We start from the raw sequence: 25442 nt of genomic DNA, 5'->3' as shown, positions 1-25442 counted from the left end.
GGCTGCCGGAGTAGGCGGGCGGGCTGGTGGATGCGGCTTTCGGTATAAACCGAAAAATGAGTTGACTTATTTCCATAGGGCATGACTAGGCTTCTATATTTGCCGCTGCTCTTTTTTCTGCTGATTATGCAAAAAGCTTTACAGCTCGGAAGTCTGGCCCTGGTGGGCTTGCTGACTACCACCCAGGTAGTTGCTCAAATTTCGGATCCTACGCTGCCGCGCCGCGGGGCGGTGGCCGGGCCGCTGCTGGCCCCGCACCTGGGGCAGGACGTAGCCGCCCGCTCCACCGGGCCCTGGCTGAGCCTGTCCTCCATGACCACGGCCCGCGCCCAGCAGGGTGCGGTAGCCCACCCCAACGGCAACATCTACGTGTTTGGGGGCTACAACGGCGTAGCAACCTTTAGCTCGACGGAGGCCTACAACATTGCTACCGGCACCTGGTCGAGCCGGGCGTCCATGCCGGTGGCCATGCAGGGGCCGGCTACGGCGCTGGGGCTCGATGGCAAGATCTACTCGTTTGCGGGCCGGGATATGTCGATCTACCGCACCGAGTGCTTCGCCTACGACCCCGCTACCGATACCTGGGCGGCTATTGCGCCCATGCCGGCGGCGCGCTGGCAGGCCCGGGCCCTGACGGCGCCCAGCGGCCTGATTTACGTGTTTGGGGGCTGGAACTTCGACCTGGGCGTGACGCCGGGCAACGAGGTGCAGATCTACAACCCCGCCACCAACTCCTGGACGCTGGGAGCACCGATTCCGGTGGCCCTGATGGGCATGGGCGCGGCCATCGACGCGGCCGGGCTGATGCACCTGTACGGGGGCATCGGCGAGAATCCTTACGCGCCGCGAACCAGCCACTACATCTACAACCCCGCTACCAACAGCTGGACCACCGGCGCCTCCCTGCCGGCCCCGGCGCGGGGCTATACCTCGGGGGTAGCTGGCTCCGATGGCAACCTGTACGTGGCCGGCGGCGACTCGGACATTGGCATGAACGCGGGCACGCTTTACAACGACGTGGACTACTACAACCCGGCCACCAACAGCTGGAGCGCGGCTACTTCGCTGCCGCTGGCCCTGACGGAGCTGGGCCTGGTAGCAATGGGTAACTCCCTGTACGTACTGGGTGGACTGCTTGGCCCCAATACGCCCAGCTCGACCATGTACCGGATGGATCTGACCCCGGTGGCGCCCGTGACGAGCACCACCTGGACCGGGGCAGTTTCCTCGGCCTGGAACACAGCCGGCAACTGGACCGCGGGCGTGCCCACCACCACGGTGGATGCCAACATTCCCGACAGCGTGGCCACCATGCCGGTAATTAGCAGCGGCACGGCCGAAGCCAAGGCGCTGCGCATTGCCGGCAGCGCGAGCCTGGCGCTGAGCGGGGGCGAGCTGGAGCTGACGGGCGACCTGGACAACGCCGGCAGCCTGATGGCCAGCGGCGGCAAAGTGCGCCTCACGGGCAACGCCGCCCAAACGCTGGCCGGCACGGGCAGCAGCACGTTCTACGACCTCGAAGTGGGGGGCGCCGGTGCTTCGCTGGGCGGGCCGGTGCAGGTGCGGCGGGTGCTGCAGCTCAACGGCAACCTGGCTTCGGCCGGGCGCCTGACGCTGCTCTCGACGCCGGCCCTCAGCGGCATGGTGGTGCACAACGGCGGGGTGGTGCAGGGGCAGCTGGCGGTGCAGCGGGCCGTAACTGGCGCCGCGGCGGGCTACCGCCACTTCGGCTCGCCGGTGCAGGGGGCCACGGTGGCCCAGTTGGGCAGCGGCGGCTCGCCCATGACGGTGAACCCGGCCTACAACACCGCTCCCAACCCCGGTTTGGTGACGCCCTTCCCCACGGTGTTTGGCTACGACCAGACGCGCCTGAGCGCGGCCTCGGCCACCACCAGCAGCTTCGACTACGGCTGGAAGTCGCCGGGCAGTATGGCGGAGATGCTGTCGCCGGGCCTGGGCTGGACGGCCCAGCTGGGCGGCAGCCAGGTGGTCACGTTTACCGGGGTGACCGGCAGCCCGGTGGTGGGGGTAACGACCCTGCGCAACTCGGGCACGGCCAACTCGGGCTGGCACCTGCTGGCCAACCCCTTCCTGGCGCCGCTCAACCTGAGCACCCTGCGCCCGGCCCTGCAAAGCGGGGGCCTGGCCGACGCGGTGTATGTGTTCCGCCCCAGCGGCCCCTACACCGGCAGCTACGACCAGTACGTGAACGGCGTGGGCACCGGCGACTTGAGCACGGGGCAGCTGGCCGTGGCCCAGGGCTTCTTCGCGCGCAACCTGGCGCCCGGCAGCACGGCCTCGGTGAACTTCAACCTGGGCATGTGCGCTACCACGTACGCCAACCCGGTGTTTGAGCGCCAGGCCCGGCGCGACCTGCGCCCGCGCCTCGACCTGCGCCTGCGCCAGGGCGCGGCCGACGACGTGGTGGTGTTCTACGCCGAAAACGGGGCCACCACGGGCAGCGACGCACGCTTCGACGCCTGGAAGGTGCCCACGGCGCAGCTGCTGAGCGTGGCCACGGTGGCGGGCACCGAGCGCCTGAGCATTCAGGGGCTGCCCGAGCTGAGCGGCGAGCTGGTGCTGCCGCTGGAAGTGCTGGCCACGCAGGCCGGCCCGGCCACCTTCGAGGCGGCGCGGCTCGACTACTTCCCCGCCGCGGTGCGGGTGCTGCTGGAAGACCGCGCCACGGGCCGCCTGCACGACTTGCGCGGCGGCGCCTACACGGCCCCGCTGACGGCGGGCCGCCACAACGGCCGCTTCTTCGTGCGCCTGGATGCCGGGCGGGTGCTGGCCACGGGCAGCGAGCGGCTGGCGAAGGAATTGCAGCTGTACCCCAACCCGGCCGCCGAGCGGGCTTACCTGAGCCTGCCGGCCACGGGCACGGCGCGCATCGAGGTGCTGAACGCGGTGGGCCAGCGGGTGCTGGCGCAGGAGGCCCGCGCCAGCCACGGCCTGGCCACGGCCGAGCTGAACACGGCCGATCTGGCCCGCGGGGTGTACTCGGTGCGGGTAACCACGGCCGAGGGCACGGCCACCCGCAAGCTGGTGCTGCGCTAAGGCGCGGCTGGCACTGGCCGGGCAGCGGTAGCAGCTGCTGCGGCGCTGAAATGGAAACAGGGCACCCGTGGCGGGTGCCCTGTTTTGTTGTGGGGCGGGCGGGGCTGGGAAATGGGCAAGGCGGAAGGGTTGTCGGGGTGGGTAGAAACGATATCGGGGTGGGGTGGAGCCGTATCGGGGTGGGGTGGAACGATATCGGGGTGGGGTGGAACGATATCGGAGTGGGTCGGAAGCTTGTCGGGGTGGGTCGGAATGATATCGGAGTGGGTCGGAATGATATCGGGGTGGGTCGGGAGTTTGTCGGGGTGGGTGCTCAGCTCCCGACTTCTGGGAACCTCACCCCCGGAACCGGTAACCTTACCCCCCGGCCCTGGGGACCTTTCCAGCGGTGGCTTCTGAGTGAGCGTTGTGCTGGGACTTCGGCCCGGGGTCTTCTCCAAAAGCGTGGGGGAGGTGCTGATTGGGCTTTATGGAGCCTCTTGGGGGGGAAGGGGGTGGACGATTGAACGTGCTCTGTGGCTTGTGCTTGCGTGGGGCACGGCGGGGCGAGAGAGGTAGGATGGGGGCGGAAGAAGAAGCGGAAAAGGATTTGGAAGGACGGGGGAATTTGGATATCGTTAGGAGAATTTTCCAACCAAAACATTTTTTTCTTATGTCACGATTGGTGCCTAGTTATTACGGCTGCCGCACGGAGGAAGTGCTGCCGCTGGCCCGCCTGGTGCGGAAGCAGGTGGAGGAGGATTTGGGGGAGTTTGCGGAGCTGCTGCCGGAGGAGTACGGGGCGGATTTTTTGCCGGATTTTGATGCGCGGCTGGCGGCGGCGAAGGGCGCGACGAGCAACCGCACGGCGCAGGGCGAGAGCACGGCGCTGGGCGATAAGCTGGCGACGACCATGAAGGAGCTGCCGCGGCTGCTGAACCGGCTGGAGGCGCGCCTGCGCCGGGCGCAGGGGCTGACGGTGGCGGCGCGGGCCTTCGGGCTGAAGGAGGTGCGGGCGGCGCGGGAGGCGGAGGACGTGGAGGAACTGGAGGAGGCGCTGGGTACGCTGCTGCAGAACGTGGACGCGAATGCGGCGGCGCTGGCGGCGAAGGGGCACGCGGCGGCGGATACGGCGGCGCTGCGGGGCATGGCCACGGCGCTGGCGACGGACCTGACGGAGCAGGACCTGACGCAAATGCGGCAACAGCGGCTGACGCAGGAGGGGGTGCGGCTGTACAACCACCTGTGGGCGCTGGTGCGGGAGGTGCTGGCCGACGGCAAGAGCCAGTACCGCGGGGTGGACCGGGCCAAGGAGCGCAGCTACACGCTGACGCAGCTGCTGAAGCGGGTGCGGCAGGAGCAATCGGAAACCGGGGGGACGAAGCCGTAGGGGCTGCTTTCGAGCTGAAAAAGAAACAGGGCACCCGGGGTGGGTGCCCTGTTTTGGTTTTTTGGGGGGGCTGGTTTGCGCTTAAAAAGGGGCCACTTTCAGCAGCTCGGGCTGCAACCGTAGGCTGCTTTCCAACCACCGCAGGGTGGAGCGCACAAGCGTCAGCGGATGGTTGGGGAGCAGGCCGTCGTACTCGGGCTGCTCGGCGCGGTTCATCAGGGTGCCGAGGGTATAGTGCGGGTCGTAGGGGTCGGCAAACCAGTCGGTGTAGCCCTCGTCGGTGAGTTGGAGCTGGCCGGCTTGCATCAGCATGTCAGCGACGAGGGATTCGCGCAGGCCGGTGTAGCCGTCTTCGCGGGCCTGTACTTTCACTACGTAGCTGTAGTCGCGGAAGGGCAGGATGAGCGAGCCAATGTAAAGCATGCCGGAAGGCTGCAGGGGTACCTTAAACAGCGTGCGGACCATCGGCTGGGCGCCTATTTGGCCGCGCGTTAACTCGACGAGGCCGCCTTCCTGCTGGCGGATGCTGCTGCGGTAGAGCTGGCGCAGGGCGGTGGGGGAGAGGCCCGGAGGCAGGTCGGGTGGGATATCGAAGAAGTTGACGGATAGCACGGCTGGGGCGGCGGGATGGTCCCAGGTACGCTGGTGGGAGGCCTGCTCGCGCAGAACCCAGCCTTGGGAATCGAATGCCAGGGAATCGAGGCTGGGCTTTGGAGGGCCGAATAGCTTGCGGAGAAAATTCACTGGAGTTGGGACGCGGATGGTAGGGCCGGAAGATAGTCGGCAAAGGCTTCAGCCCTGCCCGAGCCGTCGAGCAGGCAGCAGGTGGCGTAGGAAATGCTAGCGACCCAGGTGTCGAGCTGCTGTATCTGGCTGGGGCTGATGAGGTCGTTGCGGCGCAGCATGCCGTCGGGGTCGAGGCCCCAGGCGCGGGCGAAGTGGCAGATACCCCAGAGGGCCGCTATGATTTCGCGGTCGAGCGTAGGGTGTTCGAGGTCGTTGGCTAAGACGTGCAGAGCGGCCATGACGGCGTGGTAGTTGGCTTCGTTCAGGGTGCCGTCGAAGGGCCGAAGCATGCCCAGGAAGCCGTGCTGGGAGGTGGGGTGCTCGTGGTCGGAGTGACTGAAGGCATGGTGCAGCAGCAGGTTTTTGGCTTCGGCTGAGGTCATGGATGAAGAGCGGCGATGCGGGGCCGGATTGATTCCGCATCTGGATGAGTTGGCCTTGTTGAGCAGAGCGGCATTGCCGCTGGGGCGGCAGCGGAGGTGCAACCTACCTTGCCAATGCAGTACTTTGTACAACCCAAAAACAAATAAGTATGGTCACTCTGCTCTGCACAATATTGCTTCTCCTCAATCCTCCACAAGGAAGGGCTATGATTTACGAGCAGGCACTCAGCGAATTGATGCGGAAAGAGAACATTGCCAACGGGGCTATATATCTTGAGAATAATTACTTCTTATCTGCTACATTGCCCAGTGAGATAAATAAGGTGACAATTAATTATGTGTCCGGCTTTGCCCTTAGCAAGCTTAAAGGGACACTTACTATGTATCGGGTAATTCCAGCGTATATAGAGCAAGGGCAATTGAAAGTGACCATTGTTAGACTTCGGGTAAAGCGAAAGGGAAGGCAGATCGATTTCGTCACTTCTGGCGGCGTTGATCTGTTCTATGCTTACGATTGTAATACAAATAATTACCGATTATCAAAAGTTGATTAATAAAAAAATGCTCTCTTCCCAGGCAAAGTATTATACCTGTGTGCTTTGCGCGTAAAGGGTATGTTTGTGACTTTATCTAGGTTCATATTAGTCGTTGAATGAAATTGTGAGCTTAATTTTCTCAAAAGAGAACAAGCCTTAATGTATGCCCTTGGGTTAAAGTGTTAATGTATTCTTTGTTGGTAGATACATTCAGCAATTCTGCTGCATTGTCGATTACCGATATGCAGAAGGAGTAGTCTCCTGATAAGTTAAATTTAATATGAGTGTCGTATTTAATGCATTCTTCTCCCCAGATGTCTTCAACGGAAAAGACCTCAATGCTTTCTATTCTCGGTCGTCTGCCTTTGTCTATCCTTATTCTTGAGCTGGGCCGTTCTGGGTAGAGTGCCTGCTCAGAAAGCTCTACAACTAATTTGTGGTAATTTAGGTCTAGAGGAGTTTCAAGCCAATGGGAGTAGATATTCATCCACTGCCGATTGAATGGAATGGAAACAACGGGGGTTTCCATATGCTCATCCAATACTGTTAGCGACCAGGAATGTAGTTCGTAAATACTATGACCAATCAGCATTCTTAGCACACTGATTTGTTCGTCGGATAAGAATTCGGTGTAAGTTTTCATGTATTCCTGGTACAGTTTAGCTTGTCGAAGCAGTGTTGTAAACTATTGCGTTTGGTAGATCGGTAAAGATGCTTCGGCAAGCTCAGCATGACGTTCTGTATAGGGAGTAGCAGACGGGTTTGATCAGGGCGATATTTCTCACCGCTGCTTATAAAACAAAACCCCGCGTCGGCTTTCACCAACGCGGGGTTTTGTTTTTGGCCTAAGCCAAACCTACTACATGTTCTTGATGATTTCGTCGCCGAACTCCGAGCATTTCAGCAGGGTGGCGCCGTCCATCAGGCGTTCGAAGTCGTAGGTGACGCGCTTGGCGCCGATAGAGGCTTCGAGGCCCTTGTAGATGAGGTCGGCGGCTTCCTGCCAGCCCATGTGCTCGAGCATGAGGGCGCCGGAGAGGATAACCGAGCCGGGGTTCACCTTGTCGAGGCCGGCGTACTTGGGCGCGGTGCCGTGGGTGGCCTCAAAAATGGCGTGGCCGGTGAGGTAGTTGATGTTGGCGCCCGGCGCGATGCCGATACCGCCCACGATGGCGGCCAGCGCGTCGGAGATGTAGTCGCCGTTCAGGTTCAGGGTGGCTACCACGTCGTAGTCGGCGGGGCGGAGCAGGATCTGCTGCAGGAAGGCGTCGGCGATGCTGTCCTTGATGAGGATTTTGCCCGAGGCCAGCTCGTTCTTCATGTGCAGGTTGGCGGCATCCTGGCCGTGCTTGGCGGCAAGCTTATCGAACTGGGCCCAAGTGAACACCTTGTCGCCGAATTCCTTCTCGGCCAGCTCGTAGCCCCAGGTTTTGAAGGCGCCCTCGGTGAACTTCATGATGTTGCCCTTGTGCACGATGGTCACCGACTCGCGCTTGTTTTCCAGGGCGTAGTTGATGGCGGCGCGCACCAGGCGCTCGGTACCTTCCTTCGACACGGGCTTGATGCCGAACGAGGACGACTCGGGGAAGCGGATTTTCTTCACGCCCATCTCGTCCTGCAGGAATTCCAGCATTTTCTGGGCCTGCGGGGTGCCGTTCATGTACTCGATGCCGGCGTAGATGTCCTCGGTGTTTTCGCGGAAGATGACCATGTCGGTCAGCTCGGGCTGCTTCACGGGGGAGGGCACGCCCTCGAACCAGCGCACGGGGCGCACGCAGGCGTAGAGGTCGAGCTCCTGGCGCAGGGCCACGTTGAGCGAGCGGATGCCGCCGCCCACCGGGGTGGTCAGCGGGCCTTTGATGCCCACGAGGTATTCGCGGAAGGCATCGAGGGTTTCGTTGGGCAGCCAGTTGTTGAGTTGCTTGAACGACTTTTCACCAGCCAGCACTTCTTTCCACTCAATCTTACGGGCACCGCCGTAGGCTTTTTCGACGGCCGCGTCGAAGACGCGCACGGAAGCGGCCCAGATATCGGGACCGGTGCCGTCGCCTTCGATGAACGGAATGGTGGGGCGGTCGGGAACGTTGAGCTTGCCGTTCTTAATGGTAATCTTCTGGTCTGCCATATGAAAGCGTGGTCGGTTAAGACGGAGGGTTTAAGGGGTGTTTGGGGTAGTGAATGGAGGACACGGGTGGGCCGGGCACTCGAAACAGAGTGCAAAGCACCGACTAAAATTGGGGGGAAACAAGCGTTTGGAAAAAATGTCGTATGGGGCCTCACCTCCGGCATCCTCGCCGGTAAAGAGGGGGAGCCAAGAAGGAGCTGGTGGGCGGCTTTGCGAAGGATGACGGCCAAACAGGCCGCACCAGTAGCAAGACTGCCTGCTTTGAAAGCGCCACAGCCGCCGACCCTGGGGCCGGCGGCTGTGGCGTGGTTGTTTCTTCAGGAAACGGAACGGGCCGTTAGTAGCCGAACAGCTCTTTGAGGGTGAGCTGCTTGACGGGGCCGTATTTGCCCAGCTCCTTGAAGTTGAGGCGGTCTTTGGAGCCGATGACCAGGATGGTCTGGGGCTGACCTTTGACTTTGGCTTCCTGGAACTTGCGCAAATCGTCGAGGCTCATGTTGGCGGTTTGCTCGTACACGTCGCGGCGCAGGTCGTAGTCGAGGCCCAGGCGCTTGGCGCGCTCGTAGGCGAAGAGGATGTCGCTCTTGGTGATGCGCTCGGTGGCAATGCTGTTGCGGATGCTCTGGCGGGCCACCTGCAGGTTGGCTTCGGCGGCGGGCATGTCGTTGAGCAGGGCATCCATGCCGGCCATGGCCTCGGGCAGCTTGTCGGCCTGGGTGCCGATGTAGCTGAGCTGGTAGTTGGAGCGGCCGGCCTTGTCGGCGTTGGCGTAGCGCGAAGTGGCCGAGTAAGCCAGGGCCTTGGACTCGCGCAGCTCCTGGAACACGATAGAGCCCATGTTGCCGCCGAAGTACTCGTTGTAGAGGCTCACGGTGGGCACGATGTCCTTGTTGTAGATCTCGCCCTTGGTCAGGAACAGGATTTCGGCCTGCACCATGTTGTAGTCGGCCCAGTACACGCGGCGGTCCTGCAGGGGCAGCTCGTCGAACTCCTTGGCCGCCGGAGTGGGGGTGAGCTTGGCGGGCGTCTTGTGGGTGTTTTGCAGGGTAGTAACCAGCTCCTCGGTGGCACGCGGGCCGTAGTAGAGCACGCGGTGCTGGTAGCTGGGAATCTGCTTGATGAGGGCCGTCAGGTCCTGGGGCTTGAGGGCCTTGAGCTGTTTCTCGCTGAGGCGGTGGGTGAAGGGGTTTTTGGGGCCGTACTTGACGTAGTTGACCATGGCCTGCTGCAGAATCACGCTCTTGTTGAGCTTGGCGTCCTGGCGGTTTTTCAGCTCGCCGGCCACCATGTCTTTCAGGGCCTGGGCGTCGGGGGTGGGGTTGCGCAGCAGCTGCTCAAACAATTGCAGGGCGGGCTCCAGGTTTTTGTCGAGGCCCGAGAGGCTCACGAAGATGCGGTCGGTGCCGCTGTTGACGCTGAACGAGCAGCCGAGCTTGTAGAACTCCTGCTGCAGCTGGGCGGCCGAGTACTTGCCGGTGCCCAGGTACTGCAGGTAGCTGGCGGCAAGGCCCAGGCGCGGGTCGTTGTTGGTGCCCATGTCGAGCACGTAGTAGAGGTCGAAGAGGCCGTTTTCCTTGTTCTGGGTGTAGAGCAGGGGCAGGCCGGGCTTGACTTCGGTCTGGCGGATGTCGCTCTGAAAGTCGAGGAAGGCAGGCTGCAGCTCGGGCGCCGCCATGGTCACCACCTGCTGGTAGTAGCTGGAGGCCGCGTCGCGGTTGACGGGCACCGGGGTAATGGCGGGCTTGATGACCTTGGGCGTGCTGGTGTCTTTGCCGGTGCGCTTGTAAATGAGGGCGTAGCCGGGGCCGTAGTACTCCTGGGCCACGCGCATTACCTCCTGCTTGGTGAGCTTGCCGAAGTCGTCGAACTGCTGGAGGTAGTTTTTCCAGTCCTGACGCGCCACAAAGGCGGCCACGAAGGCACCCGCGCGGGCCTCGTTGCTTTCGTAGCTCTTGGTGCGCTGCAGCTGCTCGTTGTTGATGATGGCCGGAATCAGCCAGTCGGGGAAGTCGCCCTTCTTCACCTTGTCGAGCTGGGCCAGCAGCAGGTCGCGCACCTGCTCGAGCTTCTGGCCCTGGCGCGGCGTGCCGTAGAGCACGTGGGTGGAGTAGTCGTTGTTGAGGTCGGTGAAGGAGGCAGCCTCGAGCACGGCCTGCTTTTGGTTTAGGTTCAGGTCGATGAGGCCGGCCTGGCCGTTGGTCAGAATCTTGTCGATGAGGCGCAGCACCAGCGCGTCTTTGGTGGCGTTGCCGGGAAAGCGAAAGCCCAGCATCACGTTCTCGGCGTTGGGGCCCTTCACCTCGGTCACCACGGGCGCGGTCAGGGGCGCTTCCTGGGCGGGGGTGTAACCGGGTACCTCGCGGGCTTTCAGCTGCCCGAAGTACTGGTCGATGATGCGGATGGTCTGGTCGTAGTCCAGGTCGCCGCTCATGGCCACGGCCATGTTGTTGGGTACGTAGTACTGCTCGAAATACCGCTTGATGGCCGTGATGGACGGGTTCTGCAGGTGCTCGATGGTGCCGATGGTGGTTTGGGTGCCGTACTCGTGCTTCGGGAACAGGGTGCGGTTCAGGGCCTCAAACTCCTTGTTGAAGTCGTTATCGAGGCCGCGGTTTTTCTCCTCGTACACGGCTTCCAGCTCGGTGTGAAACAGGCGCGGCACCAGCTCGCCGAAGCGCTCGGCCTGCACCGAAGCCCACTGCTCCACGCGGTTGGAGGGAATGTCTTCCTGGTACACGGTCTGCTCTACCGAGGTGTAGGCGTTGGAACCCTTGGCCCCGATGGCGCCCATCAGCTTGTCGTACTCGTTGGCCACGGCGTATTTGGCAGCCACGCCCGATACCGAGTCGATCTGGTGGTAGAGCTTCTTGCGCAGGGCCGCGTCGCGGGTGCCGCGGTACTGCTCGTAGAGGGCCTCAATCTTATTCAACTCGGCCCGCTCGGCGGCAACGTCCTGGGCGCCGAGCTTGGAGGTGCCCTTGAACACCATGTGCTCGAGGTAGTGGGCCAGGCCGGTGGCGTCGTGCGGGTCGTTTTTGGAGCCGGCGCGCACGGCCACGTAGGTCTGGATGCGCGGGGCGTCGTCGTAGTCGGAGAGGTACACCGTCAGGCCGTTGTCGAGGGTGTAGATGCGCGTTTTCAGCGGGTCGCCTTCGACGGTGGTGTAGCGGTAGTCCTTGGGCTTGGGCGCTTCGGGCGCCGCCGTAGCAGCGGGCGCGGTAGCGGTGGCAGCGGGTTTGCTCGACTGGCACTGCGTGAAGCCCAGGGCAACGACGGCAGGCAGCAAAAGCAGCAGGGGCTTTTTCACGGCGGGAGTTAGTTGGAAAGCGGAACGGGAACCGTTCAAAGATACCGGCCCGGCTGAAAGGATGCGCGCCAGGTAGGGCGGGCCGCCGGGGCGGTATGGGTTTCGTGCTAAAACGCGCCGGCCCGCTCCTGAGGCCGGGGGATATACCAGGAATATAGGCAGGATATACACTGGATATACCCACGATATAGGCGGATTATGGACAAAGTGCAAACGGGAGCCGGCGCGGCCGCGCGGGGATAAGGGGCGGGAGCAACCCCGGGGCCGGACTGCGCTGCTCAGCCCCGGCAACGCCGGGCGGGCTGATTGTGCGGGCGGCTGGCCGCGCTTGCGTAGCTTTGGCCGGTAAAGGAGCAGCCGCATGCTCCGCCTCTTTAGCGTATGAAAACTCCCCGGCGTACTTCCCTGACCGATTTGGCCAAGGCCCTGGGGCTGTCGGCATCCACGGTTTCACGCGCCCTGGCCGACCACCCCGAGGTGAGCGAGGCCACCAAGCAGCGGGTGCGGCAAATGGCCGCCGAGCTGCACTACCAGCCCAACCAGCTGGCCGCGGCGCTGCGCAAGGGCCGCAGCAACACCCTGGGCGTGCTGGTGCCCCACATCACCGGCCACTTCTTTCCCGAGGTCGTCAACGGCATTGCCATCGAGGCCAGCAAGGCCGGCTACAACGTGATGATCTGCCAGTCGAATGAGGACGCGCTGCAGGAGCGCCGCAACATCGAGCTGCTGATGAACGCCCAGGTCGAGGGCATCCTGGTGTCGCTGGCCAGCACCACCCAGGACTTCGGCCACTTCGACGCCGTGAGCCAGCTCGACGTGCCGCTGGTGTTCTTCGACCGCATCGTGGAGGGCATGGAAGGCCACCACATCAGCGCCGTGGTGCTCGACGACCACGCCGGCGCCTACGCGGCCGTGTCGCACCTCATCGAGCAGGGCTGCCGGCGCATTGCCCACTTCACCGGGCCGCTGCACCTGAACATTCACAAAAACCGCCACCAGGGCTACATGGACGCGCTGCGCGACCACGGCCTGGAGTTCGTGGAGGAGCTGGTGTACATCGACGATTTGCAGCTGGCCACCGGGGCCCGCGGCATGGAGCACCTGCTGGGTTTAGCGCAGCCGCCCGACGCCGTGTTTTCGTCGAACGACCTGGCCGCGGTGGGCGCCATGCAGACGCTCAAGGCCCACGGGCTGCGCATTCCGCAGGACATGGCCCTGGTGGGCTTCAGCAACGAGGCCTTTACCGCCCTCACCGAGCCCACCATCAGCTCGGTGGACCAGGGCAGCCACGACATGGGCCGCACGGCCGTGCAGCAGCTGGTGAAAATGCTGGCCGCCGACAGCGCGGACGGCGCGCCGCGCCCCGTAGTGCTCAAGCCCCGCCTGCTCATTCGCGACTCGTCGCGGCGCAAGTAAAGAGGCCAGCCGTGCGGATGCGCGGGTGCTTTCACCGGCAGGATTTTGCTAAAACAAAAAACCCTCTCCGCGGACTGCGAAGAGGGTTTGGAGTGGAGCTGCAGGGAGTCGAACCCTGGTCCAGACAAGGAAGACGACGAGCTTTCTACGTGTGTAGCTATGCTTGCTTTGTTCGAAGTAACCGAGGCGCACATCAGGCCTATAGGTTACCCTTATCTGCTTAAGTTTCGCCTGGGAGTCGCAGCGCCCCCCAGACTATCCTAATGCTTTCGACACCCCGAACTCACCCGTGAAAAGGAAGACGGATGCGGGATGATGGCTAGTGCTTAGTACCTAGACTAGGCAGCCATGGCGTACGAGTAGTCGCCAGTTATTGGTCGAATGATTTGTTGGCGAGAGATTCATTCAACTCTCGACACGCTTACTCGCGGCTTGCACGAGCTGTCAATTCCGGTCAGCCCCAAATGGTAAAGAACGAGTCGCCCCGAAAGGCGGAGTGCGAAGGTACGCACATCGGGGACATAACGCGAACCGCCGGGCGAATNGCTTGCACGAGCTGTCAATTCCGGTCAGCCCCAAATGGTAAAGAACGAGTCGCCCCGAAAGGCGGAGTGCGAAGGTACGCACATCGGGGACATAACGCGAACCGCCGGGCGAATGTTCCGCCTGAGCCGTCCCGAAACCGTTCTGCGACCTGGGGGCGGAAACTGCAGCTACAAACATAAAGAATGGTCGCGCAGTGGCCGGGCCACTGCGCGACCATTCCAGGCCATGCCCCGAAATGCCGCCCGGCTGCTTATTTCAGCGCGGTGACCTTGGGCTGAAACGTGGGCACCCCGGTGTGCCACAGGCCGAAAGCCAGCAGATCGGCCATCGTTTCAAACTGCTTCAGCTTGGAGTCGCCGATGCCGTGACCGGCTTCGTAATCGGTGAAGAAAAGCACCGGCTTGTCGGAGGCGGTGCTGGCCTGCAGCCGGGCGGCAAACTTGGCGGGCTGCCAGGCAATGACGCGCGGGTCGTTGAAACCGGCCGTAACGAGCGTAGCGGGGTACTTAGCGCCTTTTTGCAGATGGTGGTAGGCGTCCATTTCCAGCAGTGCCTTGCACTCGTCCTCCTTCTGCACAGTGCCGAACTCGGGCACGTTGACGGGGCCGTTAGGCGAATTTTCCATGCGCACGGCGTTCATGATGCCTACTTCCGGAATGGCCACGGCAAACAGGTCGGGGCGCTCCGTCATGGCGCGGCCCACGAGAATGCCGCCGGCACTACCGCCGTTGATGGCAATCTTGCCCGGGCTGGTATACTGGTTCTGCACCAGGTACTGGGCCGCGGCAATGAGGTCTTTCCAGGTGTTGGGCTTGGTGGTTTTTTGCCCGGCTTTGTGCCATTCTTCGCCCAGCTCGCCGCCGCCGCGCACGTGGGGCACCGCCAGCACTCCGCCCTGCTGCGTCCAGAGCAGGTAAGGCGGGTAGAAGAACGGCCCGGTAGACTTGGAATAGGCGCCGTAGCCCACCATCAGCGTCGGCGCGGTGCCGTTGCGGGGCGTGCCTTTCCGGTACACGAGGGAGAGCGGCACCGGCACGCCATCGTGCGATGGTACCGTGATTTCCTCCACCACCAGATTCGCAAATTCCGGGTACTGCACCTCCGATGACAGCGGCTCGGAGGTGAACCTGCCCGTGGCGGCCGTGTAGCGGTACCGCTGCCGGTCGGTGGTCCAGCCGCCCAGCGTGGCCCACAAATCCGGCGACTGCGCGTTTTTGGTAACCAGTTCGATGAGGCCGGCGGGCTGCGGCAGCTTCAGCTCCTGCACCGATCTGGAGTTGCGGGGCAGGAAGTAGAGCTTGGCCTGCACGCCGTTCCTGACGCGCACAAAGTATAGCCCGTCTTTGGTGGTCTTGAGCTGCTCGTCTTTGATGGCCTCGTCGGGGCTTTCGGGTACCAGTACCTCCGCCGCGGCCACGTTGGGTTGGGCGGCGGGCATGCGCATCAGCTTCTGGCGCGGGGTGTTCTTGGCCGTCACGAAGTAGATGTACTGCTCGTCGGTCACGAAGTTGGTGACTTCGTCGGCGGGCCGGAACAGGGGCTGCCAGGGCACGTTGGGCTTGGTCAGGGCCGCGGCCGGGGCGTAGTAGCCGTGCAGGTAACGGTCGACCGAGTACAAGAAGCCGTAGGCCAGCTTGGTGTCGCGGTCGATACCGACGTAGGGGTAATCGGAAGAGCGAATGCCGAGCTTGGGGTAGAGCTGGCTGGAAAATACCGGCTGGTCCTGGGCTACGGGCGTGCCCACGCGGTGCAGGCGGCACTGGGTGTTTTGCCGGGCGGCCATGTCTTTCAGGTCGCCGTTGTTGTAGGGCAGGTAGGCCAGCGTCTGGTTGTCGGGCAGCCACTCGCCGCCGCCGCGCGTGAGCAGCAGCTGCTCGGGGTAGAGCTTACGGGTGTTCACGTCCAAGATGAGCGTGCGGCCCAGCTCGGCCCCTTTCTCGGTCAGCCCAAACGACACCTTGGAGCCGTCGTTGGTGGGCGAAAAGCCGGTGATGTTGAAAACTTTGCCCGTTTCGTGGTTTTCGGGGTCGAACAGCAGTACTTCCCGGCCTTGGTAGCCGTCGCGGCAGTACAGCTTGGGCTGCTGGTCCTGGGGGCGCGACTTGAAGTAGAAGTACAGGTCGTTGTCGGTCACGCGCAGCTCGCTCACGCGGGCGGCTTTGCGCGAGTCGAAGTCCTTCATCCGCTCAATCAGCGCCGAGCGGCCCGGAATGGCATCGAGCGTACGGCGGGCGTACTCGCTCTGGGCCTTCATCCAGCTTTGCACGGCCGCATCGTCGAGGTTTTCGAGGTTGCGGTAGGGGTCGGTTACCGGCACCCCGAAGTAGGTATCGGTGGCGGCTACTGCGGGGGCCGCGGGCGGCCCTGGCTGGGCCAGGCAGGGAGCGGCGGCCAGCAGGGCGGCCAGGAGTAGGGTTGGCTTCATGCGAATCGAAAGGTGTTTGGTTGGCAGGAGTGGGAGCGGACAGCGAAAACGAAAGCCAATGACACCAATGCCGGGTTGTGGTACAATCGCACAATGATGTGATAATCAGTAGGCCTGGGCGCTGGAGCTATGCCCGGATTATTGGCAGGGGCGGATGTTATGCTCGGCCGATTCCGCCGTCGTTGCCGGGCCGCTGGGACCGGAGCAAAGCCGTACGGGCCGGCCCTGGGGGAGCTAAACCGCCCCGAATCAGGTTTCAAAAGCCCGCCTTTTCGGGGTATCTTTGCCGGGAGTGAGCATGGAAAATTTCGTCGTTTCGGCCCGTAAGTATCGTCCCGCCACGTTCCGCAGTGTGGTAGGGCAGCAGCACGTCACCACCACGCTGCAAAACGCCATCGTGACCGGCCACCTGGCCCAGGCGTTTCTGTTCTGCGGGCCGCGCGGAGTAGGCAAAACCACCTGCGCCCGCATCCTGGCCAAGACCATTAACTGCACCAACCTCACGCCCGAGGCCGAGGCCTGCGACCAGTGCGACTCCTGCCGCGCCTTCAACCAGAGCGCCTCGTTCAACGTGCACGAGCTCGATGCGGCCTCCAACAACTCGGTGGAGGACATCCGCAGCCTGGTGGAGCAGGTGCGCTACGCCCCGCAGGCCGGCCGCTACAAGGTGTACATCATCGACGAGGTGCACATGCTCTCCAACGCGGCCTTCAATGCCTTTCTGAAGACGCTGGAAGAGCCGCCGGGCTACGCCATCTTCATCCTGGCCACCACCGAGCGCCACAAGATCATTCCCACGATTCTGTCGCGCTGCCAGATCTTCGACTTCAACCGCATCAAGCTCGACGACATCGTGGGGCACCTGGGCTACATTGCCGGCAAGGAGCAGGTGACGGCCGAGGAAGATGCCCTGCACCTGATTGCCCAGAAAGCCGACGGCGGCCTGCGCGACGCGCTGAGCATCTTCGACCAGATGGTGACCTTCTCGGGCCAGCAGCTGAGCTACCGCGCGGTGGTGCAAAACCTGCATGTGCTCGACTACGAGTACTACTTCCGCCTCACCGAAGCCTGCCTGACCCAGAACCTGTCGGCCACGCTGCTGCTGCTCGACGAGGTGGTGCAGAACGGCTTCGACCTGCACCAGTTCGTGGTGGGCGCCGCCGAACACCTGCGCGGCCTGCTGGTGAGCAAGGACCCGCAAACCGTGCAGCTGCTGGAAGTGTCGGAAAACCTGCGCCAGCGCTACGCCGACCAGGCCCGGCGGGCACCGCTGAGCTTTCTGGTAACCGGCCTGAACCTGCTGAGCCAGTGCGACCGGGACTTTAAGGCGGCCAAAAACCAGCGCCTGCACGTGGAGCTGGTGCTCATGAAGCTGGCCTACCTGCGCCAGGCCGTGCAGCTGACGCAGGACCTGGTAGCCTCGGCCGACAACGGCGAGGCTAAAAAAAAAACTAGTGCCGTAACGGCCGAGGCTCCCGCGCCCACCGCCGCTCCAACTGCCCGGCCGCTCAACGGCGGCGCGGCGGCGTCCGGCAACAGCGTCAACGGTCAGCCCCTGGCCCACGCGCCGGCCGCGCCCGAGCCCATCGTGCCGGTGCAGAGCGGGGTGGCCGAGCTGCACCCCACGCCCAGCATCGAAACCGAAGCGGAGGAGCGCCCTTCGACCCGCGCCCAGCTGGTGGATACGCTGCCGCACGTGGCGTCCGGCCGGCCCAGCGTGGCCGGTCACGAGCCCGGCGCCCCCGCCTTGGTGGCTGATGCCTCCATTCCGGGTGCCGCGCGCCCGGCGCCCAAGCCCATTGCCATTCCGAAGATGAACCTGCAGGCCATGAAGGCGCAGGCGGCGGTGCGCCAGGAGGTGAGCACAGCCGTGGTCGAGGAAGAAGTAACCGGCCCGGTGGGCGGCCCCATCGACGAGGCCACGCTGCAGCGGGTGTGGCGCGAAATTGCCGAGGAGCGCAAGGCGCACAGCATGAGCGAGTACCTGGTGCTCGACCGCCCCGTGCGCGCCGACGAGCAGCACATCATCCTGCTGCAGCTCGACAACGGCGTGCAGATGGATCAGTTCAACAACTTCCGGCCCGAGCTGCTGCTGGAGCTGCGCCGCCGCACCGGCTACCGCAGCCTGCGCATTCAGGCCGAGGTGGTGGAGTCGGCGCCCACGGTCAAGCGCCTCTACACCTCCACCGACAAGTTTGCCTTCCTGGCCAATAAGTACCCGGTGCTGAACGAGATGAAGCAGCGCCTGGGCCTCGACACCGATTTCTAGGCCCACCCGACGCTACAAGCTGCAACCGCAAGCCCGCTGGCCACGCCGCCAGCGGGCTTTTTCGTGCCCGCCCTGGGGCAAAATCCTACCTTCGTCGCTCCACCCTCCCCATTTCCCCCCATGAAACAACTGCGCGAACAGGCCGAGCTCAACGGCCGAACCCTGCGGCCGGAAAGCCTGATGATGAGCTACGGCTTCCGCCCCGAGTGGAGCGAAGGCGCCATCAAGTGCCCGATTTTCCAGACCTCGACCTTCGTTTTTAAGAACGCCGAAGAGGGCAAGGCCTTTTTCGAGCTGGCCTACGGCCTGCGCCAGCCCGCCCCCGAGGAGGAAATGGGCCTGATCTACAGCCGCCTCAACAACCCTTCGCTGGAAATCCTGGAAGACCGCCTCACGCTCTGGGACGGGGCCGAGGATGCGGCTTCGTTTGCCAGCGGCATGGCCGCCATCAGCACCTCGCTGCTGGCGTTGCTCAAGCCCGGCGACGTGGTGCTGCACTCCGAGCCCGTGTACGGCGGCTCCGACTTTTTCCTCAAGCAGGTGCTGCCGCGCTTCGGCATCACGGCCGAGGGCTTCGACCTGCACACCACGCCCGAGCAGCTGCAGGAGCGCGCCGCCGCCCTGGGCGAAAAGCTGGCCGTGCTCTTCGTGGAAACGCCCGCCAACCCCACCAACCGTTTGTTCGACCTGCAAGCCTGCGCCGCCGCCGCCCGCCGCGGGGGCAGCACCGAGCGGCCCTGCCGCGTGGTGGTCGACAACACCTTCCTGGGGCCCGTGTTTCAGCACCCGCTGCGCCACGGCGCCGACCTAGTGATTTACTCGGCTACCAAGTTTCTGGGCGGCCACTCCGACCTGATTGCTGGGGCCGTGCTGGGCAGCAAGGCCATCATGAAGGAAGTGCGGGCCATGCGCACCTTCATGGGCACCATGTGCGACCCCAACACCGGCTGGATGCTCATGCGCAGCCTCGAAACCCTGAAGCTGCGCATGGAGCGCGCCGCCCAGAGCGCCCGCGTCATTGCCGACTGGCTGCGCGCGCACCCGCAGGTGACGCGCACCTACTACCTGGGCCACCTCGAAAACGACCCCGCCCAGCAGGCCATCTTCGAGCAGCAGTGCCTCTCGGCCGGCTCCATGATTTCCTTCGACATCGAGGGTGGCGAGGCCGAGGCTTTCCGCTTCCTCAACAGCCTGCAGCTCATCAAGCTGGCCGTGAGTTTGGGCGGCACCGAAAGCCTGGCCGAGCACCCCGCCACCATGACGCACTCCGACATCGAGCCGGCCACCCAGCGCGAGATGGGCATCACCGAGAGCATGGTGCGCCTGAGCATCGGCGTGGAAGACCCCCAGGACCTCATTGCCGACCTGGAGCAGGCCTTCGAATGCGCCCTGGCAGCAGCCACCCGGCCCGCCGCCACGCAGCTGGCTTAAGCCCCGCGGCTACGCACCTACAACTACGCGGCCCCGCCTGGTATTCAGGCGGGGCCGCGTTTTGTTTGAGGATCGGGCAGGAAGCTAGCGGCCGTTGTTATCGGCTTCCAGCTCGCCGCCGAGGCGTAGCAGCAGGGTGCTGAGCTGGTTGAGGCCCAGCTTACGCTCCTCAGGGGCGGTTTTCATCAGCTCACTGGTCTGGGCGCCCAGCATGCTCAGCGAGCGGCCAATGATGGGACCGTCGAGCACGCCGCTGGTGAGCAGGGACTGGAGGTTGCCAATTTCGCGGGCAATGTTCTGCAGCTCGGGCTGGCCGCTGAGCAGAAACTGCTGCTGCCAGGCTTCGGTGGTGTCCATGGCCGCGCTCAGGGGCAGCGAGGTCAGCCCGTTCTGCAGGGCGTGAATGGTGTTGGCCAGCAGGTCGATGTTGGCCTGATCGGCGGGGGAGGATGGTTGCATAGAATCGGGAGGTGGGAAAAAATATCAGGAAACGGCCGGGCTGCCCAGCGAAGCAGATTGGGCGGCCGCTACCAGCATGCCCACTTCCTGCATGATGAGGCAGGCGCGGTGGGCGCTGGCCTCCTTGTCTTTGATTTCGAGCATGATGTCGGCGTCGAGGCCGCGCAGATCCTCCAGAAAGCGGCGAAACAAGGCTTCCTCCATGCTGGCCACGTGCTTGCCGCGCCGCTCGCCCGGGGCCTGCGAGCTGTAGTCAATCATCAGCGGACCGTCGCGCTCGGGGTGCCAGGTGGCGGCGGCCGTGCGCAGGGCCAGGGGCATGGGCTCCCCGTTGTTCAGGCATTCGTGGTGGAAGTTGTCGAACAGCACCGGTACGCCCACGGCCTCGTGCAGGCGCAGGCAGTCCTGCAGCGAGTACAGCCGGTCGTCGTTTTCGACCACCAGCCGTGCCTTCACGGCTTCGGGCAGGGTGTGGTAGGTGGCAATCCAGCGCTTCAGGGCCCCTTCCCGGTCGCCGTAGAGGCCGCCGGCGTGAATCTGCAGCTTGGCCGTGGAGTCGAGGCCCATCAAATCGAGCATGGAGCCCTGGTACACCAGCTCCTGAATGCTGCGCTGCACGATGCCCGCGTCGGGCGAGTTGAGCACCACGAACTGGTCGGGGTGAAACGACACGCGCAGGTTTTCGGCCCGGATGTAGTCGCCCAGGGCCCGGAACTCGGCGGCGAAGTGGGTTTGCCAGGGAAAGGTGTTGACGGGGTGCGAGCCGAAGGGCACGATGCCCGAGCCAATGCGGAAAAAGCGCAGGTTGTGCTGCACGTTGTACTCCAGAATGCGGCGCAGGCAGGCCAGGTTGCCGGCCACGGCTTTTTCCACGCGCTCATCCGAATACGACGCCAGGCGAAAGGTGCTGGCCGTGGTGCAGTCGAGCGACTCGTTTACGCAGGGATACCCAATTCTCATATCAGGGGGCTTACGCCGCGCAGGGCGCGCGGGTTAGCCCTCAACCGGCGCGCCCGGCTATGGTTTGGGCGCCAGCGTGCCCGCCGGCGGCTGCACGGGCGTCCTGGGCACGGCCGGTTTGGGTAGTTGCTGGGGCACGGTGATGGGCAGGGTCAGGTCGCCCTCCACCTCGTAGCCGCGGTTGACGCGGAAAAACTGGTTGTAGGCCCGGCGCTTGGCCCGCTCGGTCTCGAGGCGCTTGAGCGCCTCAATTTCCTCCAGCTTGCGCCGTTGCTGCCCCTCGCGCGAAAACTGGTCGTAGATCAGGCTGATGGGGTTGGAAATGGTGGGCACCGGGGCCTTGGGGGCGGTGGAGTCGACCGGGAACAGCGGCTTGGGCTTGGGCGGGCGCTTCACGGCGTTGGCGGGCGGGGCGGGGCGCTTCACGTTGCGCAGGGCCCGGCTGATGGTGGCGTCGTCGGGGCGGCCTTCGCGCACCTGCACCTCGCCCAGCTGAATGGTGGCCCGCTCGAGCTTGATTTGCACGATGAGCTGCGAGAGGCCGGTGCTGCCCAGCACCAGGCGGTAGCTGCGGTAGCCCACGGCCCGAAACTCCAGGGTGTCGGTGGCGCGCACGGTCACGGCAAAGTCGCCCTGCTCGTTGGCCACGGTGCCGCGGCGGGTGTTGATGTTCCAGATGGTGGCGCCGGGAATGTCCTGGCGGGTGGCCTTGTCGGTTACCGAGCCCGACACGCGCACCTGGGCCTGGGCGGGGCGGGCGGCCAGCAGCGTCAGCAAGCCGCTCAGCAGCAGCCAAAACCAGGGGCGACGTAGGGCGGGCAGGTCAGTCAAGCGGGTAAGCATCAGCGGCAGGCACAACACGGCCCGGCGCTGCAAAGTAGCCAAGCATCGGGGGAATGAGCCAAAAAAAGCCCGCACCGTGGCACGGGCGGGCTTTTTTCCAGAAAGATGCGGGCAGGATGCTATTGCACCTTGGTTTTGCCGCCGTCGGCGGGCTTGTCCTTCATGGTGCCGTCGTCGGCGTCGAGCTTGGACTTGTTGCCGGCGGCGTCCTTGGTTTTCACGTCGCCGTCGCCTTTCACCTTGATCTTGTTGCCTTCGCCGTCCTTGGCCTTCATCTTCGACACGTCCATGGCGCTGCCCGAGGCCGAAGTGCTCATGTCGCCCGACTCGCTCATGCTGGCATCGGCCGATACGGTGGACGAGCCGTCCGACATGCTCGCGTCGGTGGCCATGTAGCGGTCTTCCAGGTAGGTGTCGCGGCTCGACTCGTAGGCCGAGTACTGGGCCGGGTCGGTGAAGATGGATTTCATCTCCGTATCGGTTTCGCTGTACACCTCGCGCATGGCGGCGGCCATGCCGGTGGTGTCGGTGGTGTACTGGCTGTGCAGCTCACCCAGGCGCTTGGAGCGGTTGTAGTACACGTCGCGCACCTTGGTGCGGGTGGCCTCGTCGAGCTTCATGTTGGCGGCCACGTCGGCGGCAATGCGGTCGGCGCGGCGGTTGTAGTCGGCGTCGGAGTACCCACCCATGGCGGCCGAGCCGCTGGCATCGGCCGAGGTTTCGGTAGTGGTAGCGGTGGTGTCGGCGGTTTTATCCTGCGAGCAGGAAGCCATGGTCATGGCCGCAGCGCACGACAACAGCAGAAACATCTTTTTCATGGAAGTAGGGGAGGTGTGGAAGTCGGAATGAGACAAAACCCGAAAGCTTTGCATTTCGCCTTATACGCCCCGGCCGCGCGTTCGTTTTCCGCCGCGCAAAAAGCCCCGGATGACGCGCAGCCGGGGCTTTCCAAAAGATGAGAGCAAGCCGAAAATTACGCGCGTTTCAGCTCAAACACGGTGATTTCGGGCAGGAAGCCCACCCGGCCGGGGTAGCCGATGAAGCCCAGGCCGGTATTCACGTACAGGTACTGCTTGCCCTGCTCGTAGAGGCCGGCCCACTGCTTGTAGACGTACTGCACCGGGCTCCACTTAAAGAAGTCGAGGTTCACGCCGAACTGCATGCCGTGGGTGTGGCCGCTGAGGGTGAGGTCGATGTCGGGGTACTCCAGCACCTGGCCTTCCCAGTGCGAGGGGTCGTGGGAGAGCAGTACCTTGAAGGGCGCGTCGCCGGCAGCGGCGTGGGCCTTGGCCAGGTTGCCGTACTTGGGAAAGCGGCCGTTGTTGCTCCAGTTCTGCACGCCCAGCACGGCAATCTTCTCGCCGCCGCGCTCAATGGTGTGGCTGTCGTCCATGAGCAGCTGCCAGCCGATTTTGGCGTGGTTCTGAATCATGCGCTGCAGGTTGGCCTGCTTGGCCTCGCGACTTTCCCAGCTCACGTAGTCGGCGTAGTCGTGGTTGCCCAGCACCGAGAACTTGGGCAGCACCGATTTGATCTGGGCCAGCGTGTCGATGTGCTCCTCCACCTCGTGGGCGTAGTTGTTGACCAGGTCGCCGGTCATGAAAATCAGGTCGGCCTGCTGCTCGTTGATCAGGCGCACGGCGCGCTGCAGGGGCTCCTTCGAGGGAAACGAGCCGGTGTGCAGGTCGGAAATCTGCAGCAGCTTGAAGCCGTCGAACGAGGCGGGCAGGTTGGGAAAGCGCAGCGTCACGCGCCGGACGCGGTAGTCGGTGGCCCCGCGCACCATGCCGTAAATCAAGGCCACCAGCGGAATGCCGGCTACCACCAGCGCCAGCTTGCTCAGAAACTCGCTGCGCGTGAGCGGGGCGCCGGCAGTGGCCGAGGTGCCCGCCGAGCCCGTGAACAGGCGGCCCACCCAGCGCGCCGAGCGCACCAGGTCTTCGGGAAACAGAAACAGCAGCACCACCAGCTTGGCCACCACCAGCGCCAGCAGCAGCCCGCCGATGTAGCCCTTGGAAGGCGTGGTACCCATATGGCGGGTGCTCATGGCCCAGATACCGGCTCCCCACAGGGCCACCGTAACTACCCAATAGAGCACTGCGCTGATGCGGCGGGTGAGGGGCGAATAATGCTGGACGAGGGTGCGAATGGCCTGGAAACCATACCACTCGGCCACCAGCAGCAGGCCGAGAAAAAAGAACGAAGAAAACAGTCGGGACATATCGGGAGGCAAACCAAGCGCCGCGGCTCAGAGTTTCGCCGCGGGGCTCTGAGAAGCTGACGCAGCAACAAAGGTTTTACTTTATCGGGACTTGGCATTGGCGACGAACACGACAATAGTTTCACGGAGTTGTGACATATTGAGACTGACTAGCGAAATAAAGCAGCAGTGGGGCCGATAGCCCATGCTCCGCCCGATTTTGCCTGCCGGCGGCCCCTTGCTCAATACCTGTTACCCAATACCACCCCATGAATCCGTTGGCTATTCTTTCCGAAGACGACCCCCAGGCCGGGACTTACCAGGCGCCGGCCTCATTCAGCATCAAGAGCTGGGCCGAGGAAGACCGCCCGCGCGAAAAGCTGCTGGCGCGGGGCCGCGCCGCCCTCACCGACGCCGAGCTGCTGGCCATCCTGCTCGGCTCGGGCACGGCCCGCCTTTCCGCCGTCGACGTGGCCAAGCTCATTCTGGCCGCCACCGGCCACGACCTCAACGAGCTGGCCCGGCTGTCGGTGAAGGAGCTGATGCGCCACAAGGGCATTGGTGAGGCCAAGGCCATAACCATTGTGGCGGCGCTGGAGCTGGGCCGCCGCCGCCGGGAAACCGCCGCCGCCGCGCGCGCCACCATCACCTGCTCCACCGACATCTACCAGCTGGTGCGCCCGCATTTGCAGGATTTGCCCCACGAGGAGTTCTGGGTGATTCTGCTTAACCGCGCCAACGTGGTGATGCGCAAGCAAAGCATCAGCAGCGGCGGCGTGGCCGGCACCGTGGCCGACCCCAAGCTGATTTTCAAGCTGGCCCTCGAGCAGCTGGCCTCGTCGGTGATTCTGGTGCACAACCACCCCAGCGGCAACCGCCAGCCCTCGGCCGCCGACATTGCCCTCACCCGCAAGCTCCGGGAAGCCGGCCAGTTTCTGGACCTGCCGGTGCTCGACCACCTCATCTACACCGACCAGGGCTACTACAGCTTCGCCGACGAGGGTATTTTATGATAGAGGATAGGCCCCACGAGCCTGTCATTGCGAGCGAAGCGTGGCAACCGCAGGAAGGCGTAGCCAATCTTTCCCCTCGCGGCACGACCGAAAGAGCCTGACCAGTCAATAACTATTTCGGCTGGTCAGGCTCTTTTGGCTTCTACCACGGACAAGATCCGATTGCTTCGCGTTGCTCGCAATGACAGTTAGTTTGCGGTTCGTCAGGCCCTTTCGGCTTCTACCTCCGACAAGGACCGACTGCTGCGTCGTGCCTCCTCGCAATAACAGCGGATTTTCGCCTGGTCAGGCTCGTGAGGCTTCTGCCTCCAAGAACC

The 25442-nt window shown here is 63.7% G+C and carries 18 protein-coding genes and 1 other RNA gene; 7 read left to right on the top strand and 12 right to left on the bottom strand.

From position 1 onward, the window contains the following. Positions 1-126 precede the first annotated feature (126 nt). Complete coding sequence (locus ACE191_RS10795; RefSeq protein WP_400192212.1) at positions 127-3057, top strand: kelch repeat-containing protein; 2931 nt, start codon at positions 127-129, stop codon at positions 3055-3057. Between the two features lie 652 nt (positions 3058-3709). After that, positions 3710-4426 carry a hypothetical protein gene (locus ACE191_RS10790; protein WP_400192211.1) on the top strand — a complete coding sequence of 239 codons (717 nt, stop codon included), beginning with the start codon at positions 3710-3712 and terminating at the stop codon, positions 4424-4426. Between the two features lie 81 nt (positions 4427-4507). Here the strand turns inward: ACE191_RS10790 and ACE191_RS10785 are convergent, their stop codons facing one another. Together ACE191_RS10785 and ACE191_RS10780 are read right to left on the bottom strand one after the other, a co-directional pair. Then, entirely contained in the window at positions 4508-5170 is a 663-nt protein-coding gene (locus tag ACE191_RS10785) for a hypothetical protein (protein ID WP_400192210.1), read from the bottom strand. Next, on the bottom strand, positions 5167-5595 hold the full coding sequence (locus tag ACE191_RS10780) for a hypothetical protein (RefSeq protein WP_400192209.1): 429 nt from the start codon (positions 5593-5595) through the stop codon (positions 5167-5169). Before ACE191_RS10780 ends, ACE191_RS10785 begins: the two co-directional genes overlap by 4 nt. 206 nt (positions 5596-5801) lie before the next feature. Between ACE191_RS10780 and ACE191_RS10775 the strand changes: the two genes are divergently transcribed. Next, the gene (locus tag ACE191_RS10775; protein ID WP_400192208.1) at positions 5802-6149 is read left to right on the top strand and encodes a hypothetical protein; all 348 of its coding nucleotides are present in this window, start codon (positions 5802-5804) and stop codon (positions 6147-6149) included. A 121-nt stretch (positions 6150-6270) separates the two neighbouring features. On the opposite strand, the gene ACE191_RS10770 is transcribed toward ACE191_RS10775, so the two are convergent. The 3 genes from ACE191_RS10770 to ACE191_RS10760 form a co-directional block, all read right to left on the bottom strand. After that, entirely contained in the window at positions 6271-6774 is a 504-nt protein-coding gene (locus ACE191_RS10770; protein ID WP_400192207.1) for a hypothetical protein, read from the bottom strand. A gap of 216 nt (positions 6775-6990) precedes the next feature. Then, positions 6991-8256 (bottom strand): NADP-dependent isocitrate dehydrogenase, encoded by a 1266-nt coding sequence (gene icd / locus ACE191_RS10765; RefSeq protein ID WP_400192206.1) that lies wholly within the window; start codon positions 8254-8256, stop codon positions 6991-6993. Between the two features lie 337 nt (positions 8257-8593). After that, entirely contained in the window at positions 8594-11563 is a 2970-nt protein-coding gene (locus tag ACE191_RS10760; protein ID WP_400192205.1) for a M16 family metallopeptidase, read from the bottom strand. Positions 11564-11944: 381 nt separating this feature from the next. Here ACE191_RS10760 and ACE191_RS10755 point away from each other — a divergent pair, with 381 nt between their 5' ends. Next, complete coding sequence (locus ACE191_RS10755; protein ID WP_400192204.1) at positions 11945-12979, top strand: LacI family DNA-binding transcriptional regulator; 1035 nt, start codon at positions 11945-11947, stop codon at positions 12977-12979. A 90-nt stretch (positions 12980-13069) separates the two neighbouring features. Here the strand turns inward: ACE191_RS10755 and ssrA are convergent. Both ssrA and ACE191_RS10745 read right to left on the bottom strand, forming a co-directional pair. Next, positions 13070-13441: a transfer-messenger RNA gene (ssrA, locus tag ACE191_RS10750) on the bottom strand. 334 nt (positions 13442-13775) lie between these two features. Further along, the gene (locus ACE191_RS10745) at positions 13776-15950 is read right to left on the bottom strand and encodes a prolyl oligopeptidase family serine peptidase (protein WP_400192203.1); all 2175 of its coding nucleotides are present in this window, start codon (positions 15948-15950) and stop codon (positions 13776-13778) included. A 298-nt stretch (positions 15951-16248) separates the two neighbouring features. Between ACE191_RS10745 and ACE191_RS10740 the strand changes: the two genes are divergently transcribed. Further along, complete coding sequence (locus ACE191_RS10740; RefSeq protein WP_400192202.1) at positions 16249-18219, top strand: DNA polymerase III subunit gamma/tau; 1971 nt, start codon at positions 16249-16251, stop codon at positions 18217-18219. 120 nt (positions 18220-18339) lie between these two features. After that, on the top strand, positions 18340-19650 hold the full coding sequence (locus tag ACE191_RS10735; RefSeq protein ID WP_400192201.1) for a cystathionine gamma-synthase family protein: 1311 nt from the start codon (positions 18340-18342) through the stop codon (positions 19648-19650). 84 nt (positions 19651-19734) lie between these two features. Here ACE191_RS10735 and ACE191_RS10730 read toward each other — a convergent pair whose 3' ends face one another. From ACE191_RS10730 to ACE191_RS10710, 5 genes are all read right to left on the bottom strand, one after another. Further along, positions 19735-20109, bottom strand: a complete 375-nt coding sequence (locus ACE191_RS10730; protein ID WP_400192200.1) for a hypothetical protein — start codon at positions 20107-20109, stop codon at positions 19735-19737. Between the two features lie 24 nt (positions 20110-20133). After that, positions 20134-21069, bottom strand: coding sequence for a UV DNA damage repair endonuclease UvsE (uvsE, locus tag ACE191_RS10725; protein WP_400192199.1), 936 nt, complete (start codon positions 21067-21069; stop codon positions 20134-20136). Between the two features lie 57 nt (positions 21070-21126). Beyond that, positions 21127-21900: a carboxypeptidase-like regulatory domain-containing protein gene (locus ACE191_RS10720; RefSeq protein ID WP_400192198.1), complete on the bottom strand. Its 774-nt coding sequence runs from the start codon at positions 21898-21900 to the stop codon at positions 21127-21129. 131 nt (positions 21901-22031) lie between these two features. Then, on the bottom strand, positions 22032-22730 hold the full coding sequence (locus ACE191_RS10715) for a hypothetical protein (RefSeq protein WP_400192197.1): 699 nt from the start codon (positions 22728-22730) through the stop codon (positions 22032-22034). A 155-nt stretch (positions 22731-22885) separates the two neighbouring features. After that, positions 22886-24133: a metallophosphoesterase gene (locus tag ACE191_RS10710; protein WP_400192196.1), complete on the bottom strand. Its 1248-nt coding sequence runs from the start codon at positions 24131-24133 to the stop codon at positions 22886-22888. Between the two features lie 248 nt (positions 24134-24381). On the opposite strand from ACE191_RS10710, the gene radC reads away from it, so the two are divergent. Beyond that, positions 24382-25125 (top strand): DNA repair protein RadC, encoded by a 744-nt coding sequence (gene radC / locus ACE191_RS10705; RefSeq protein ID WP_400192195.1) that lies wholly within the window; start codon positions 24382-24384, stop codon positions 25123-25125. Positions 25126-25442 lie beyond the last annotated feature (317 nt).

Origin of the sequence: Hymenobacter sp. B81 (genome assembly GCF_044628455.1) — a bacterium.
Taxonomy (GTDB): domain Bacteria; phylum Bacteroidota; class Bacteroidia; order Cytophagales; family Hymenobacteraceae; genus Solirubrum.
The sequence above is the reverse complement of the archived record's forward strand: the minus strand, read 5'-3'. Positions and strand labels throughout refer to the sequence as shown.